The organism is Microbacterium sp. Kw_RZR3 (assembly GCF_029222405.1).
Classification (GTDB): domain Bacteria; phylum Actinomycetota; class Actinomycetes; order Actinomycetales; family Microbacteriaceae; genus Microbacterium.
In genome coordinates this window covers 1-12,523 of record NZ_JARHXC010000197.1, presented here as the reverse complement: position 1 = coordinate 12,523, position 12,523 = coordinate 1, and the positions used below count along the sequence as shown (strand labels likewise).

The window sequence follows — 12,523 nt, the reverse complement described above, 5'->3', positions numbered from 1 at the left end:
ATCGTACCCGCGACACGCCCTCTTTCCGAATCGATTCGATTCACGTCGAATCGATTCGGTACAGTGATCGCATGGACACGACCCTCACCCGCTCCCGGCTCGTGCGCTGGCACATCGCGATCTGCGCGATCTTCCTGGCGAGCGGACTGAGCATCGCGACGTGGGCCTCGCGCGTCCCCGCGATCCGCGCGTCCCTAGGCATCGAGAACTCCGGCGTGGGCCTGCTGCTGCTCGGCATGGGTGTGGCATCCATCATCGGACTCTCGATCGCCCCCGCCGTCCTCGCACGTCTCGGCGCGCGCGGAGGCATGCTGACCGCTCTCGTGCTGGTCGGCGTGGGCCTCGCGATCATCGGCTTCGGCGCCGACACGCTGCAGGTGTTCGCGGTCGCGCTCGTGGGCCTCGCCCTGTTCGGACTGGGCAACGGCGCGCTCGACGTCATGATGAACGTCGAGGGTGCGGCTCTCGAGAAGTCCACCGGCCGCACGATCATGCCGCTCCTGCACGCCTTCTTCAGCTTCGGCACCGTCATCGGCGCCGGCCTCGGCTTCGTCGCCGTGAGCGTGGGGATCCCCGTCCTCGCGCACTGCGTCGCCCTGGCGGTCGTGATCCTCGTGGTGGCCTTCGTCTCGATCGCGAACGTTCCCCGACGGGAGGTCGCGATGGATGCGCCCGCCGACGAGGAGCGCGCCCACTGGCGCGAGCGCCTCGCCACGTCGCTTCAGGCGTGGAAGGAGCCGCGGACCTACACGCTCGGCGTCATCATGCTCGGTATGGCCTTCGCCGAAGGCAGCGCGAACGACTGGCTTCCGTCGGCCGTCGTGTTCGGTCACGGCGCGCCCGAAGAGGCCGGACCCGCCGTCCTCGCCGTCTTCTCGGTCGCCATGACGATCGGCCGTATCGCGGGCGGCCCCGTCGTCGACCGTCTCGGCCGCGTGATCGTGCTGCGCGTCCTCGCCGCGACCGCTGCGGCGGGACTCCTGCTGTTCATCGTCGCGCCGTTCGGGCCGCTGGTCTTCATCGGCGCCTCCCTGTGGGGCCTCGGTGCGTCGCTCGGTTTCCCGATCGGCATGTCCGCCGCCGCCGACGACCCCGCGAAGGCGGCCTCCCGCGTCGCCGCCGCGGCCACGATCGGCTACGTCGCCTTCCTCTGCGGTCCCCCGATCCTCGGCTGGATCGGCGACCACATCGGGCTGCTCCCGACGCTGTTCATCGTGGTCGGCCTGATCGTGGCATCCGGGCTCTTCTCGGGGGCGGCCAAGCCGCTCACCGTCGAGAGCGCCGAGACCGAGAAGGTCCGGCGCGGCTAACGCGCGACCGCGGTCGTGGCTTTCGACGTCACGCTCTTCGAGGTGTAACCGGCCTTCGTGCCGGTCACCGTGACGGTGAGCTTCGCGCCGCGCTGCGCGCTGGTCGGCGTGAACGATGCGGACGTCGCCCCGCGGATCTTCCGCCCGCTCGCGAACCACTGGTAGGTGAGCGTCGTCCCGCTCGTCCACGAACCCGGGACGGCCGTGAGGGTCGACCCGACACGGGCGATGCCGCGGATCGTCGGGGTGGGAGCGGTCAGGATGCCGGCCGCCACCGCCGCCGTCGGCTTCGAGGTCTTCGACACCGACGTGTAGCCCGCGAGCGTCCCGGTGACCGTCACGGTGATGGACTTGCCCTTCTGCGCGGCACCCGGGGTGAACGACGTGGCGGTGGCCCCCCGCACCGCCACGCCGTCGGCGGACCACTGATACTTCAGCGTCGCGCCTCTCGCCCATGCCCCCGTGGTGACCGTCAACGCGCGTCCGACGCGGGCGGTGCCCGAGACGGTCGGCGTCGACGAGGCGAGCTTCGGGGCCGCGGCCGCGGCCCAGTCCATGGTCAGACGGGTGAACGACCACACGCCGATCGAGACGGCGACCGCGCGAGCGGGATCGCTCGTTCCCTTGGCGGTCCCGTCGTAGTAGACGACCCGACCGTCGGTGTACTGCGCTCGCACGGTCACCTTCGTGCCGGTCGGGAGGATGGTCTCGTTGTAGACCCCGCCGAGTCCGCCGCCGATGAGGTCGAGCTCCGTTTCGGCCTTGGTGGAGACGTCGGTCGCCACGACGCGCAGCTGCCGCATGACGACCGACTCGTCGAACATGAGCAGCTCGGTCGCGAGACCACCGCGCGCGACGCCGTAATCGATCGTGACGTCCGAGACGCTCTTGGTCGTCGCGTCGACCACGGTCTCGTACGGCGAGGACGCGAACCACCCGTCCGGCATCTCCATCCGGCTGAAGACGGTGTACGTGCCGCGCGGCACGTCCGAGATGCGGAAGGTTCCCGCGTTCGGGTCGTATTTCACTTTGGCGCTCGGCACCGGAACCCCGCCGACCGGGGCGGCCGAGACGGTGACCGCCGCCCGCTGCGCCGTCGTCGTGCGCTTGTCGAAGATCACCCGGCCCGAGATCGTGACGGTCTTCACGGCCGCCAGCTCGCCCACCGGGACGGGCGAGGAGGACGCTGCGGGAGAAGGTTCGGGAGCGGTAGACGACGACGGGGCGGGCATCGGTGCGACGAGCCCGATCGCCGTGGGAGCCGGGCTCGCCGACGCGGTGGGGGGCGCCGGCACAGCGGCCGTCGCGGGTGCGGCGGCGAGGACTCCCGCCACGACGACGACGGAGACGCCGAAACCGATCGCCGCGCTCGCGCGCGTGAGTCCCGAGAAGAGCGACATGGGCATCCTTCTGATCCGGAGCCGCTGCATTCCGGCCCTTCTTCTCGTCACGCTAGACATCTCGCGAGCGCGGGATCGCGCCGAACGGCATTTCCGAACGACTCCGAACAGCCCGACGACGTGCGTGCGGGGCGATTAGGCTCGTCGGGTGCGTCTCGTCATCGCCCGTTGCTCCGTCGATTACACCGGCCGTCTCAACGCGCATCTCCCCCTCGCGACCCGCCTGCTCGTGCACAAGGGTGACGGGTCGCTGCTCGTGCACTCCGACGGCGGCTCGTACAAGCCGCTCAACTGGATGAGCCCGCCCTGCAGCCTCGTCGTCGAGCAGCCCGATGACGTCGATGTCGAAGACGGCGTCGTCGAGCGCTGGCGCGTGACCCACGCGAAGAGCGGCGACGCCCTGCTCGTGCGGATCCACGAGGTCATCCACGACACCGCCCACGACCTCGGGGTCGACCCCGGTCTCATCAAGGACGGCGTGGAGGCCGACCTGCAGCGCCTGCTCGCCGAGCAGGTCTCCGTCGTCGGCGAGGGGCTCACGCTGGTGCGACGCGAGTACCCCACCGCGATCGGCCCGGTCGATCTCCTGCTGCGCGACGACAACGGCGGCACGGTCGCGATCGAGGTGAAGCGCCGCGGCGACATCGACGGCGTCGAGCAGCTCACCCGCTACCTCGAGCTGCTGAACCGCGACCCCCTCCTCGCTCCGGTGACCGGCGTCTACGCCGCCCAGGAGATCAAGCCCCAGGCCCGCGTGCTCGCGACAGACCGTGGCATCCGGTGCCTCACCCTCGACTACGACGAGATGAAGGGCATCGACTCGGGCGCTCCGCGCCTGTTCTGACGGAGACGACCGTGAGCGCGTACCTCGCCGAGTTCCGACGCAACGAACTGCGCAGGGAGGGGGAAGCGAACGGCGTCGTCGAGTACGGCTGCGACCTCTTCCGCGGCGAGGATCGCGAGCTGGGAGTCTGGGTGAGCGGCCCGGATCGGTCCTCGATCGACGCCGAGGTCGTGCCGCTCGCCGAGAAGGCGCTGGCCGATCTCGACCGTCTCGTCAGCCTGGTCCCCCGTCCCCCCTCTCGGCTCGCGACGATCGCGGTCTCGCCGGGGCGCGTGCTCCTGACCTTCTGGGAGGACGGGGTGAACAACGAGTTCACCGCGTCGTTCTCCCTCGCGGCGGTCGCGAGCGCGCCGGGGTGGTCGTTCGACGGCTTCGGCGCGACCTGACCGTGGCCCCACGACGCGTCCTCTCGCCGCGAGGGGTGACCGCCGCGCCCTGACGCTCGCGTCCGATCGCGCCGGTAGCGTGGACACATGCCTGTGCGTTCCCCTTTCTCGTGTGTCCTGTGGGACGTCGACGGCACGCTCGTCGACGCGTCCGAGGGGATCCTCCGCCGACTGACCATCACGCTCGAGCACTTCGGACGCACGCCCCCGACCCGCGACGAGCTGTCGCGCTGGATCGGTCCGCCGATGTTCGAGTCGTTCCAGGTGAACGTCGGAATGACGCCGGAGCAGTCGACCGAGGCCGTCGCCTTCTACCGCGGCCTCAACAAGAGCGAGGGATACACCGTCAGCGCGCGCCTCTACCCCGGCGTCGCCGACCTCGTGCACGATCTCCACGCCGCGGGCGTCCCGCAGTCGACCGCGAGCTCGAAGCCCGAGGTCCAGGTCGTCGCGCTGATGGACCACTTCGGCCTCGCCCCCGACCTCGAGGCGATCGTCGGCGCCTCGCTCGACGAGCGCAGTCTGAGCGCGAAGTCCGACATCGTGCGCGAAGCACTCCGCCGTCTCGAGGCGAACGGCGTCGACACCTCGCGTCCGGTCCTGATCGGCGACCGGCATCACGACGTCGAGGGCGGGGCGGATGCCGGCGTGCCGGTGATCTTCGTCCGCTGGGGCTTCAGCTGGCCCTATGAGGCCGACGGCGCCCAGGCCGCGGTCGACGACATCGACCAGCTGCGTGCGCTGCTCCTCGTCCACGACGACGAGCTCGATGCCGAGAGCGACAGCGGGACCGTCACCCGTGTCTGATGTCGCCTGGGCGGTTCCGACCGCGCTGGCCATCGTCGGGGCCCTCCTCGTGACCTCCGTCGTCGTGATGGTCGTCCGCACCCGACGCCGCTCCCCTCGTATGCGAGCCGCCGCCGACGCGGCGCGCCTCGCCGCGGCCGACGCCCTCCTCCGTCTGGACGACGCGGCCACCGAACTCGACGTCGCCTTCGAGGCCGCCGACGCCGTGGTCGACGGCGACTCGACGAGCTCTCTGCGACGCGGTCGCGCGGCCGCCCTCCGCGCGCGCGACCGCGGTTTCGTCGAGGTCGCCGCCCTCGAGACTTCGTCGGCGATCCCCGCTCAGCGCCGGATCGAGGCCGAGGCCCTGCGCGTTCAGCTCGAGGCGCAGTTCGAGAAGGTCGCCCGCACGCGCGCCGAGCTCGTCGAGTGGGCACACACGCACGGAGCCCCGTCCGACCGTGTGAGGGCCGCGCGAGCGCGACGCGATGACGTCGTCCGCACCGCCGGCGATCCCGCGCCGCTGATCGCGAGCTTGCGCGAGCGATTCGACGAGAGCGACTGGCACGACGCGGCCGAGGCCGCCGATGCCGCCGCCGCCGCTCTGGCCCACGCGGACGAGACGCTCGCCGCCGCCGACGCGGCCACGGACGGCGGCGAGATCGATCGCCTGGTCCACGAGGCGACGGATGCCACGCGCCGGACCGCTCGACACCTGAAAGCCGTCGAAGACGCCCACCGCATCGCCCTCCAGGCCGCCGACAACGCCGACGCCGAGCTCGCCGCCGCGCGCGAGGAGCTCGCGGCAGCCATCGACATCGCCGGAACCCGTCCCGACGAGTGCGCGCCCGACGCCGCCGCGCGACTGCGCGAAGCGACGAACGACCTCGATGCCGCGGCGGTCGATGCCCGGAAGCGGCCGCGCGCCGCGATCGAGACCGTCGCCCGCGTCCGCGAGCTCCGAGACGAGCTGCTCGGCGAGGCTCCCGGCCCGCGACGGCGACTCGAGGCCGCGCGCGCCGCGCTCCCGGGGACGCTCGCGTGCGCGCGAGCGGCTCTCGCGGCCGCAGAGGCGCGGGACGACCGCACGATCGATGCGCGCCTGCGACGCGACCGCGCCCGACGCGAGCTCGCGGCCGCCCGCGCCGCGACCGACGCGGGTGTTGCCCTCGCCAACGCCCGAAAGGCCTGGCAGGCGGCCGCCGCGCGCTGACAGGGCGCACCTCCGGTGCCCTATCGTGAGCGACATGGGGGAGAACACCACGGCACGCCGCACGCTCCAGCTCATGCGTCGGGTTCCCGCGACGCTCGTGCTCGCCGGAATTCTGCTCGTCGTCGGCGTCGTGGGAGCGGGGCTGTGGCATCCGTTCTCCACCTCCGACCTGTTCCCGTCCGTGGCGTACGGTCTCCCAGCCCTTCAAGAAGGCAGGTGGTGGACTCCGGTCACCGGCACGTTCTTCCTCGACGCGCCGTGGGTGTACGCCCCGATCCTCCTGGGCCTCGTGGGCATGGGGTACGTCGAGTACCGCCGCGGCTCGCGGGTCGCCGCGGGGTACTTCGCCGCGGGCCAGCTCGTCTCGGTCCTGGCATCCGCGCTCTTCCTCTGGGCGGCGGCACTCCTCCCCTGGCCGTGGGCTCAGCAGCAGGCGGCCGTGCTCGATGTGGGCCCCTCGGGCGGCGTCGTCGCGACCATCGCCGCCGCGGTCTCGCTCCTGCCCTCCCCCTGGCGCCTGCGCGCATGGACCGTGCTGGTGGCCGGGCTCTCCGTGACGCTGATCTACTGGGGCACGCTCCCCGATCTCGAGCATGCCTTCGCGGTGGTCTTCGTGCTGATCGTCGACCGTTCGCTGCGCCCGCAGCGGGTGTCGGTGCGCGAGCAACGGCTCATCGCCTTCGTGGTCGTCTGCGCCCTCGGTGCGATCGAGATCCTGACGTTCTTCAGCCCCACCACCGGCCCCTTCGGGACGTCCGAGCCCGTCTCGGGATCGTGGGTCGACGTCGCGGGGAACACGCTGCTGGTGCTCGTCGTCGCGACCGGCATCCGGCGCGGCCGTCGGTGGGCGTGGATCGTGCTCATCGCCTATGCGGCCCTCAACGCAGCGCTGGTTGTTCTGCTGGCCGCGCTGGTGCTCTTCACCGGTGCCGCCGGCGTCGAGGCCGTCTTCGGCGTCGACCTCACGATCACCCTCGCCTCGTCGCTGCTGTGGACCATCGTCCTCGTCTATCTCGTGCTCATCCGCGCCGCTTTCCGCGCGCGCCCGAAGGCGGCTCTGGGCGAGACGCCCGCCCCCACCGTCGCCGACGTCAAAGACGAGCTACGCCGATCCGGTGGCGGCACCCTGTCGTGGATGACCACGTGGGAGGGCATGTCGTACGCTCGCTTCGGCCGCGGCATCGTGGCCTTCCAGCGCCGAACCGGTGTCGCCCTCGCGCTCGGCGACGCCCTCGGCCCCGCGGGCGATCGTCCGCGGGCCGTGCGCGCGTTCATCGACCGAGCCGAGAGCGCCGGCCTCGCCCCCTGCTTCTTCAGCGCCGGAGAAGAGACACGCGCGGCGGTGCCCAAAGGCTGGCGCAGCATCGTCGTCGCCGACGACACGATCGTCGACCTTCCGGGCCTGAAGTTCACCGGCAAGGCCTGGGGAGCCGTCCGCACTTCGCTGAATCGCGGCGAGCGCGAGGGCATGACCTTCCGGCTTTCCCGCCTCGCCGACGAGACCTGGGGCATCCGACAGCAACTGCGGGCGATCTCCGACAGCTGGGTCGGCGAGAAGGGCCTCCCCGAGATGGGATTCACCCTCGGCACGCTCCACGAGGCGAGCGATCCCGAGGTGCGGGTGGCGCTCGCGATCTCGCCCGCCGGTGACGTCGACGGCTTCCTGTCGTGGCTGCCGGTGTACGGCGAGGGCCGCGTGCGCGGATGGACGCTCGATCTCATGCGCCGACGCGACGGAGGCTTCGGCCCCGTCATGGAGTACCTGATCGGTTCGTCGGCGCTGCAGTTCTCCAGCGAGGGCGCGGATGTGATGTCGCTGTCGGGCGCGCCCCTCGCGCACGAGTATCCCGCCGATGCCGGCCCCATCGCCGACCTGCAGCAGCGCATGGCCACGATGCTCGAGCCCGTCTACGGCTTCGCGTCCCTGCACCGGTTCAAGGAGAAGTTCCAACCGCGCTACGAGACCATGTACCTGCTCTACCGCGACGAGGCCGACCTCACGCGAATCGGCACCGCCCTCACGCGGGCGTTCCTGCCGCACGCGACGATCAGGCAGTTCGCCGCGGCCGGCCTCGACCTCATGCGCCACGAACGCTGATCGGTCGGACAGGCTGATCGGCCGGACACGGGGATGCCGCCGCGCCCGACCGAATCGACCCCGGGGTCGCCGGGGTCGAGGGATCAGAGGGGGCGAATGTCTTCCGCCTGCAGGCCCTTGGGGCCCTGCGCGATCTCGAACTCGACGCGCTGGTTCTCTTCGAGAGAGCGGTAACCGCCCGACTGGATCGCGCTGTAGTGCGCGAAGACGTCCTGCCCGCCGTCATCGGGCGCGATGAAGCCGAAGCCCTTCTCCGCGTTGAACCATTTGACCGTGCCCTGCGTGCTCATCGACATGCCGTTTTCCGCTTGAGCCGGCACCGAGCGCGCCGGACTTGCCCCAAAAGTAGCGTCCGCGTCGAAACGGTGCACGAACCCGTGACACAAACGTTGCATGCCGAAACGGGGCCGAAGCCCATACGACGCCCGGGCTGAGCAGAGCTCGAAGCCCGGGCGTCGACGGATCCCCCCGGATATGTCACGCGAGGCGTGACGGTGATGACATTACAGCCGCGGAAGGCCTCCGCGCGACATGAAAGCTGTGAATACGTAACGCAAAGTCCGAGACTGTGATATTTGCGCGACGTAGACTCCGCGTGATGAGCGCTCCACGGTCTCGGTTGGCCCTCGTCGATGAGGCCTACGCGGCCCTCGGCGAGGCCATCGTCGACGGCCGCCTCCGCCCCGGAGACCGTCTCCGTGACGTGGAGCTGGCCGCGTACATGGGCATCTCACGAACGCCCGTCCGCGAAGCGCTGCAGAAGCTCCAGCGCATCGGTCTCGTCGAGGTCGCCGCGAACCGCTACACGCGCGTCGCCGCGCTCACAGACCGTGCCCGCACCGACATGCGCGAGTACGCCGCACACAACATCGCGTCGGCGATGCGCGTCGCGCTGCCGCGCTGCACCCCTGAAGAGCTCGAGACCGCCCTCACCCTCATCGACGCGATGCGCGACGCCGACTCCTCGAAGACGTACGTGGCCGCTGTCCTGGACCTGTATGCCCTCATGGTCGCGGCTTCGCACAACATCCCCTTCCAGAGGACGCTGGAGCAGACCGACCTCGTCCTGCGGCGAAACCTCGAGGGGTGGGAGAGCATCACGGGCGACACCAGAGCCACGCTGTTCGCGCATCTGCGCACGCAGCTTGCCGCGCGCGACGCGAACGGCGCGACGTGGACCTTCCTCGCTCTGCACGGCTTCGCCTGAGCGCGCAAGCGTCGAGCGCCCCGCACGGTGCCCCCGGTAGCGTGGCGCCATGGCCCACATCGACCTGCGCGAGCTGACCGCCGACGATCGGGATGCCGCCTTCGCCGCCGTCCGCGACAGCGCCTCCTCGTGGCCGCGCGCCACGATCGAGAACCGCGAGGCCTTCGACGCCTGGGTCGCCGAGGATCGCGTGGCCGCCCGCGCGGTGGTCGCCGACGGCGCCATCGTCGGCGTCGCCGCCACGCTCGATGTCGACGACGACCGCGAGATCCTCCTCGCTGTGACTCCCGATGCCGTCGAGGGTGTGGCCACCGAAGCCCTCCGCCTGCTCACGGTCCTCGAACCCGAGCGCCCCCTCTACGCCTGCCTCGCCGCCGACGACGACCCCTCGCACGCCGTGCTCGCCGGGCTGGGCTTCGTGGAGGACTCGCGCGACGGGGACGACATCGTCTACGTCCTTCCCCCGACTCTGGAGTGACCTCGACATGAACGACGTGACGTGGGGCGGGATCGTTCCGAGTGTGGTGCTGATCATCGCCGGCGGCGCGCTGTGGTGGTGGTCGATCGCTCTGACCGTCCGCGCCTACCGCGGCGAGCGCGTCCCGGTGTGGCGGAACCCGCCGAAGGCCCCGGGCAGGGCCATCGCTGCGCGCGCGTTCGGAGCGGCCACCTTGACCCTCGGCGTCGGGCTCGCACCCTGGGGGCGGCTCGACGGGCCGTCCTGGCTCGTGCCGTTCCTGGCGGGTTCGGTGGCCGTGGTGTTCCTGCTCGTCCCGTACTTCGTCGCCCTGGCGGTTCACAACCGCCGCGTCGAGTCGGCTTAGTTCGGTTCTTCGCTCTCTTCGAGCGTCTCGTCGGCGTCGACCGACGTGTCGTCCGTGGCGCTGTCCTCCTCGGCTGCGGCGGCCTGCTGGGCGGCGAGGGCGTAGGCCTCTTCTTCTCTGCGCTTCTCCGACATGCGCCCAACCTAGGCGCGCGCGAGCGGCCGCGTAAAGGTCAGCGCCGCGAGAGGGTCGCGACGATCGGTCGGTGGTCACTGCCCGCGTCGTCGAAGTCGGTTCTGACCTCGAAGCCGCGCACCTCCCACGCCGACCCGACGAGCACGTGGTCGATGGGTGCCGCAAGTCCCGTGGGCAGGCGCACCGGCCACGTGCCCACCGCGGCCGCTCCCGCCTCCGCGGCGGCATCCCGGCACTCCCCCACCGTGCCGCCGTTCCGCCCGAGACCCGCGAGGTGATCGAGCGTCGAGTTGAGGTCGCCCGCGAGGATGACGTCGGGGCTCGCGCACTGGGCCGCCACCCAGTCCATCCCCTCGGTCCAATCGGTCATGATGAGCGGCAACGGGGGCAACGGGTGCGCGGCGACGAGCGTCGGCCCGTCTCCCTGAGCGGGTCGGAAGACACCGCTGGGAACCCCGGGCGTCGACCCGGCCGCGAGATCCAGGACGTACGGTCCCATCGAATCCGCGACGAGAAGCGTCGTGGGGACGGGATCGTCCCCGGGAGCGGCCTGCAACGTCGAAGGAGTCATGCGGATGCCCTCGCGGGACAGGATGCCGACGACCTCCGCTGCCGCGTCCGCGTCGGTCTCGGGAAGGCTCACGACGTCCGCCCCGGTCTCGCGGACGAGTCGGGCGATGCTCTCGGGCGACGCCCCGCCCCCGTACGTGTTCCAGGCCACGGCGACGAGCTCGCCGTCAGCAGCCGCCCCGCCCCCACCGCGCGCGACGAGCACGCCCGCGTTGCCGAGAGACGCCGCGGCGAGCACGATCGCCAGCCCCGCCGCCACGCCCCACCGCCGCCGGAGCACCGCGACCAGCCCCGCGACGACGGCGAGCGCGGCGAATCCGAGAGCCAGGATGCCGCGGAACGGGATCAGCAGCGCCACCCCCTGAAGCCGCTGCGCACCGACGAGCTGCGGCCACACCACCAGGACGGCGAGAGCGCCGCCGAACACGAGCGTCACGATCAGGCCGGTGCGTCGGGTCTTCGGCATCCGCCCAGTAAACCGCGAAACCTCGTGCGGGCCGGCGCGCGTGGGACGGGAGCGGTTTGGCGACCGGGTGACCCTCGCCTAGCGTGGAACGAATGGCCGACACCCTTGCCGACCGACGTTCACCTCTCCGCCCCGCTCTCGATGTGGTCCGCGGCGCCCTGATCGGGGCGGTGGAAGTCATCCCGGGGGTCAGCGGCGGAACCGTCGCGCTGATCGTGGGGGTGTACGCGACGCTGATCGACGCCGCGAGCCATATCGTGCGAGGCACGGTCGCGGTGACCGACGTCCTGCGCGGACGTGGATTGGCGCGCAGCGCCCGCCATTTCCGGGCCGTCCGTTGGCGTGTGGTGGCCCCCGTGCTCGTCGGCATGGTGCTCGCGGTCGTGCTGGGTGCGCGCATCCTCGCTCCGCTGGTGCAGGAGTACCCGACCGAGACGCGCGCGGTCTTCGGCGGCATGATCGCGGCATCCCTGCTCATTCCCGTCCGCCTGCTGGGCCGCGAGTGGACGTGGCGGCTTGGCCTGCTGACGCTCCTCGCCGCCGTAGCTGCATTCGTCCTCACCGGCCTGCCCTCCGGTGCCGTCGAAGACCCGCCGCTCGTCGTCGTCGCGCTGGCGGCTTCGGTCGCCGTCTGCGCCCTCGTGCTGCCGGGGCTCTCGGGAGCGTTCCTGCTCCTCGTCTTCGGCCTCTACGAGACGACGCTGGTCGCCCTGAACGAGCGCGACATGCCCTACATCCTGGCCTTCGCCCTCGGTGCGGTCGTCGGCCTGAGCCTGTTCGTCAATGTCCTCCGCCTGCTCCTGGCGCGGTTCCACGCGGGCATGCTCGCCCTCATGACGGGGCTGATGCTGGGCTCCCTCCGCGCGCTCTGGCCCTGGCAGGACGACGCCGGGCAGGCCCTCGCACCCTCGGGCGAGATCCCTCTCCCAGTGCTCCTCGCAGCGGCCGGTGCCGCGGTGGTGCTCCTGGTGGTGTGGATGCAGGCGCGGCTGACCGCGAAACCTTCCTGACCCGAGCGGCGCCCCCGGCAGATTCGGACGAGCGCAACGGAATCGGATGCCAGAGGGCGTGGCATCCGATTCTGTTCGCCGTGTCCGATTCGGGTGCTGCCCCGGCCGCGGCCGCCCCTGACCAGACAACGAAGAAGGGCCCCGGGAAAACCCGGGACCCTTCTTCGTTGTGTGCGCGAGGGGGGACTTTCCCCACCGCCTCTCCACACGCCGCTTCGCGGCGCGCGGAGCCTCGGGCGGCGTGGGCCCAACCCAGAATGGGTCCCAAGCCCTC

14 protein-coding genes are annotated in these 12,523 nt (G+C 71.3%); 10 read left to right on the top strand and 4 right to left on the bottom strand.

The window, feature by feature from the left end; all coding sequences use genetic code 11:
• Positions 1 to 71: 71 nt before the first annotated feature.
• Positions 72 to 1,310, top strand: a complete 1,239-nt coding sequence (locus tag P2P98_RS10400; RefSeq protein WP_275799632.1) for an MFS transporter — start codon at positions 72 to 74, stop codon at positions 1,308 to 1,310.
• Here the strand turns inward: P2P98_RS10400 and P2P98_RS10395 are convergent.
• Positions 1,307 to 2,710 (bottom strand): hypothetical protein, encoded by a 1,404-nt coding sequence (locus P2P98_RS10395; protein WP_275799630.1) that lies wholly within the window; start codon positions 2,708 to 2,710, stop codon positions 1,307 to 1,309. The genes P2P98_RS10400 and P2P98_RS10395 overlap by 4 nt on opposite strands.
• Before the next feature lie 148 nt (positions 2,711 to 2,858).
• On the opposite strand from P2P98_RS10395, the gene nucS reads away from it, so the two are divergent.
• From nucS to P2P98_RS10370, 5 genes are all read left to right on the top strand, one after another.
• On the top strand, positions 2,859 to 3,554 hold the full coding sequence (gene nucS, locus P2P98_RS10390) for an endonuclease NucS (RefSeq protein WP_058595572.1): 696 nt from the start codon (positions 2,859 to 2,861) through the stop codon (positions 3,552 to 3,554).
• Between the two features lie 11 nt (positions 3,555 to 3,565).
• On the top strand, positions 3,566 to 3,940 hold the full coding sequence (locus tag P2P98_RS10385; protein ID WP_275799629.1) for a hypothetical protein: 375 nt from the start codon (positions 3,566 to 3,568) through the stop codon (positions 3,938 to 3,940).
• An 87-nt stretch (positions 3,941 to 4,027) separates the two neighbouring features.
• Positions 4,028 to 4,747, top strand: a complete 720-nt coding sequence (locus P2P98_RS10380; RefSeq protein WP_275799628.1) for an HAD hydrolase-like protein — start codon at positions 4,028 to 4,030, stop codon at positions 4,745 to 4,747.
• Positions 4,740 to 5,939, top strand: coding sequence for a hypothetical protein (locus tag P2P98_RS10375; protein WP_275799626.1), 1,200 nt, complete (start codon positions 4,740 to 4,742; stop codon positions 5,937 to 5,939). Before P2P98_RS10380 ends, P2P98_RS10375 begins: the two co-directional genes overlap by 8 nt.
• Before the next feature lie 34 nt (positions 5,940 to 5,973).
• Complete coding sequence (locus tag P2P98_RS10370) at positions 5,974 to 8,037, top strand: DUF2156 domain-containing protein (protein WP_275799624.1); 2,064 nt, start codon at positions 5,974 to 5,976, stop codon at positions 8,035 to 8,037.
• 83 nt (positions 8,038 to 8,120) lie between these two features.
• Here P2P98_RS10370 and P2P98_RS10365 read toward each other — a convergent pair whose 3' ends face one another.
• Entirely contained in the window at positions 8,121 to 8,327 is a 207-nt protein-coding gene (locus tag P2P98_RS10365) for a cold-shock protein (protein WP_058595582.1), read from the bottom strand.
• Between the two features lie 308 nt (positions 8,328 to 8,635).
• Between P2P98_RS10365 and P2P98_RS10360 the strand changes: the two genes are divergently transcribed.
• From P2P98_RS10360 to P2P98_RS10350, 3 genes are read left to right on the top strand one after another with little or no spacing between them, the layout of a single operon-like run.
• Positions 8,636 to 9,244 carry a GntR family transcriptional regulator gene (locus P2P98_RS10360; RefSeq protein ID WP_275799622.1) on the top strand — a complete coding sequence of 203 codons (609 nt, stop codon included), beginning with the start codon at positions 8,636 to 8,638 and terminating at the stop codon, positions 9,242 to 9,244.
• A gap of 49 nt (positions 9,245 to 9,293) precedes the next feature.
• Positions 9,294 to 9,722, top strand: coding sequence for a GNAT family N-acetyltransferase (locus P2P98_RS10355; RefSeq protein WP_275799620.1), 429 nt, complete (start codon positions 9,294 to 9,296; stop codon positions 9,720 to 9,722).
• Positions 9,723 to 9,729: 7 nt separating this feature from the next.
• A complete protein-coding gene (locus tag P2P98_RS10350; protein WP_275799619.1) occupies positions 9,730 to 10,068 on the top strand; it encodes a hypothetical protein in 339 nt (112 codons plus the stop codon).
• Here P2P98_RS10350 and P2P98_RS10345 read toward each other — a convergent pair.
• The gene (locus P2P98_RS10345; RefSeq protein WP_193751243.1) at positions 10,065 to 10,202 is read right to left on the bottom strand and encodes a hypothetical protein; all 138 of its coding nucleotides are present in this window, start codon (positions 10,200 to 10,202) and stop codon (positions 10,065 to 10,067) included. The two genes, P2P98_RS10350 and P2P98_RS10345, sit on opposite strands and share 4 nt — an antisense overlap.
• A 38-nt stretch (positions 10,203 to 10,240) precedes the next feature.
• Positions 10,241 to 11,239 carry an endonuclease/exonuclease/phosphatase family protein gene (locus P2P98_RS10340; protein WP_275799617.1) on the bottom strand — a complete coding sequence of 333 codons (999 nt, stop codon included), beginning with the start codon at positions 11,237 to 11,239 and terminating at the stop codon, positions 10,241 to 10,243.
• 92 nt (positions 11,240 to 11,331) lie between these two features.
• On the opposite strand from P2P98_RS10340, the gene P2P98_RS10335 reads away from it, so the two are divergent.
• Positions 11,332 to 12,249 carry a DUF368 domain-containing protein gene (locus P2P98_RS10335; RefSeq protein ID WP_275799615.1) on the top strand — a complete coding sequence of 306 codons (918 nt, stop codon included), beginning with the start codon at positions 11,332 to 11,334 and terminating at the stop codon, positions 12,247 to 12,249.
• Positions 12,250 to 12,523 lie beyond the last annotated feature (274 nt).

Bases quoted from the DNA above. Each gene is read 5' to 3' on its own strand.
- P2P98_RS10400 (WP_275799632.1), top strand. From the start codon at position 72: ATGGACACGACCCTCACCCGCTCCCGGCTCGTGCGCTGGCACATCGCG.
- P2P98_RS10395 (WP_275799630.1), bottom strand. From the start codon at position 2,710: ATGTCGCTCTTCTCGGGACTCACGCGCGCGAGCGCGGCGATCGGTTTC.
- P2P98_RS10380 (WP_275799628.1), top strand. From the start codon at position 4,028: ATGCCTGTGCGTTCCCCTTTCTCGTGTGTCCTGTGGGACGTCGACGGC.
- P2P98_RS10370 (WP_275799624.1), top strand. From the start codon at position 5,974: ATGGGGGAGAACACCACGGCACGCCGCACGCTCCAGCTCATGCGTCGG.
- P2P98_RS10365 (WP_058595582.1), bottom strand. From the start codon at position 8,327: ATGAGCACGCAGGGCACGGTCAAATGGTTCAACGCGGAGAAGGGCTTC.
- P2P98_RS10360 (WP_275799622.1), top strand. From the start codon at position 8,636: ATGAGCGCTCCACGGTCTCGGTTGGCCCTCGTCGATGAGGCCTACGCG.
- P2P98_RS10355 (WP_275799620.1), top strand. From the start codon at position 9,294: ATGGCCCACATCGACCTGCGCGAGCTGACCGCCGACGATCGGGATGCC.
- P2P98_RS10350 (WP_275799619.1), top strand. From the start codon at position 9,730: ATGAACGACGTGACGTGGGGCGGGATCGTTCCGAGTGTGGTGCTGATC.
- P2P98_RS10345 (WP_193751243.1), bottom strand. From the start codon at position 10,202: ATGTCGGAGAAGCGCAGAGAAGAAGAGGCCTACGCCCTCGCCGCCCAG.
- P2P98_RS10340 (WP_275799617.1), bottom strand. From the start codon at position 11,239: ATGCCGAAGACCCGACGCACCGGCCTGATCGTGACGCTCGTGTTCGGC.
- P2P98_RS10335 (WP_275799615.1), top strand. From the start codon at position 11,332: ATGGCCGACACCCTTGCCGACCGACGTTCACCTCTCCGCCCCGCTCTC.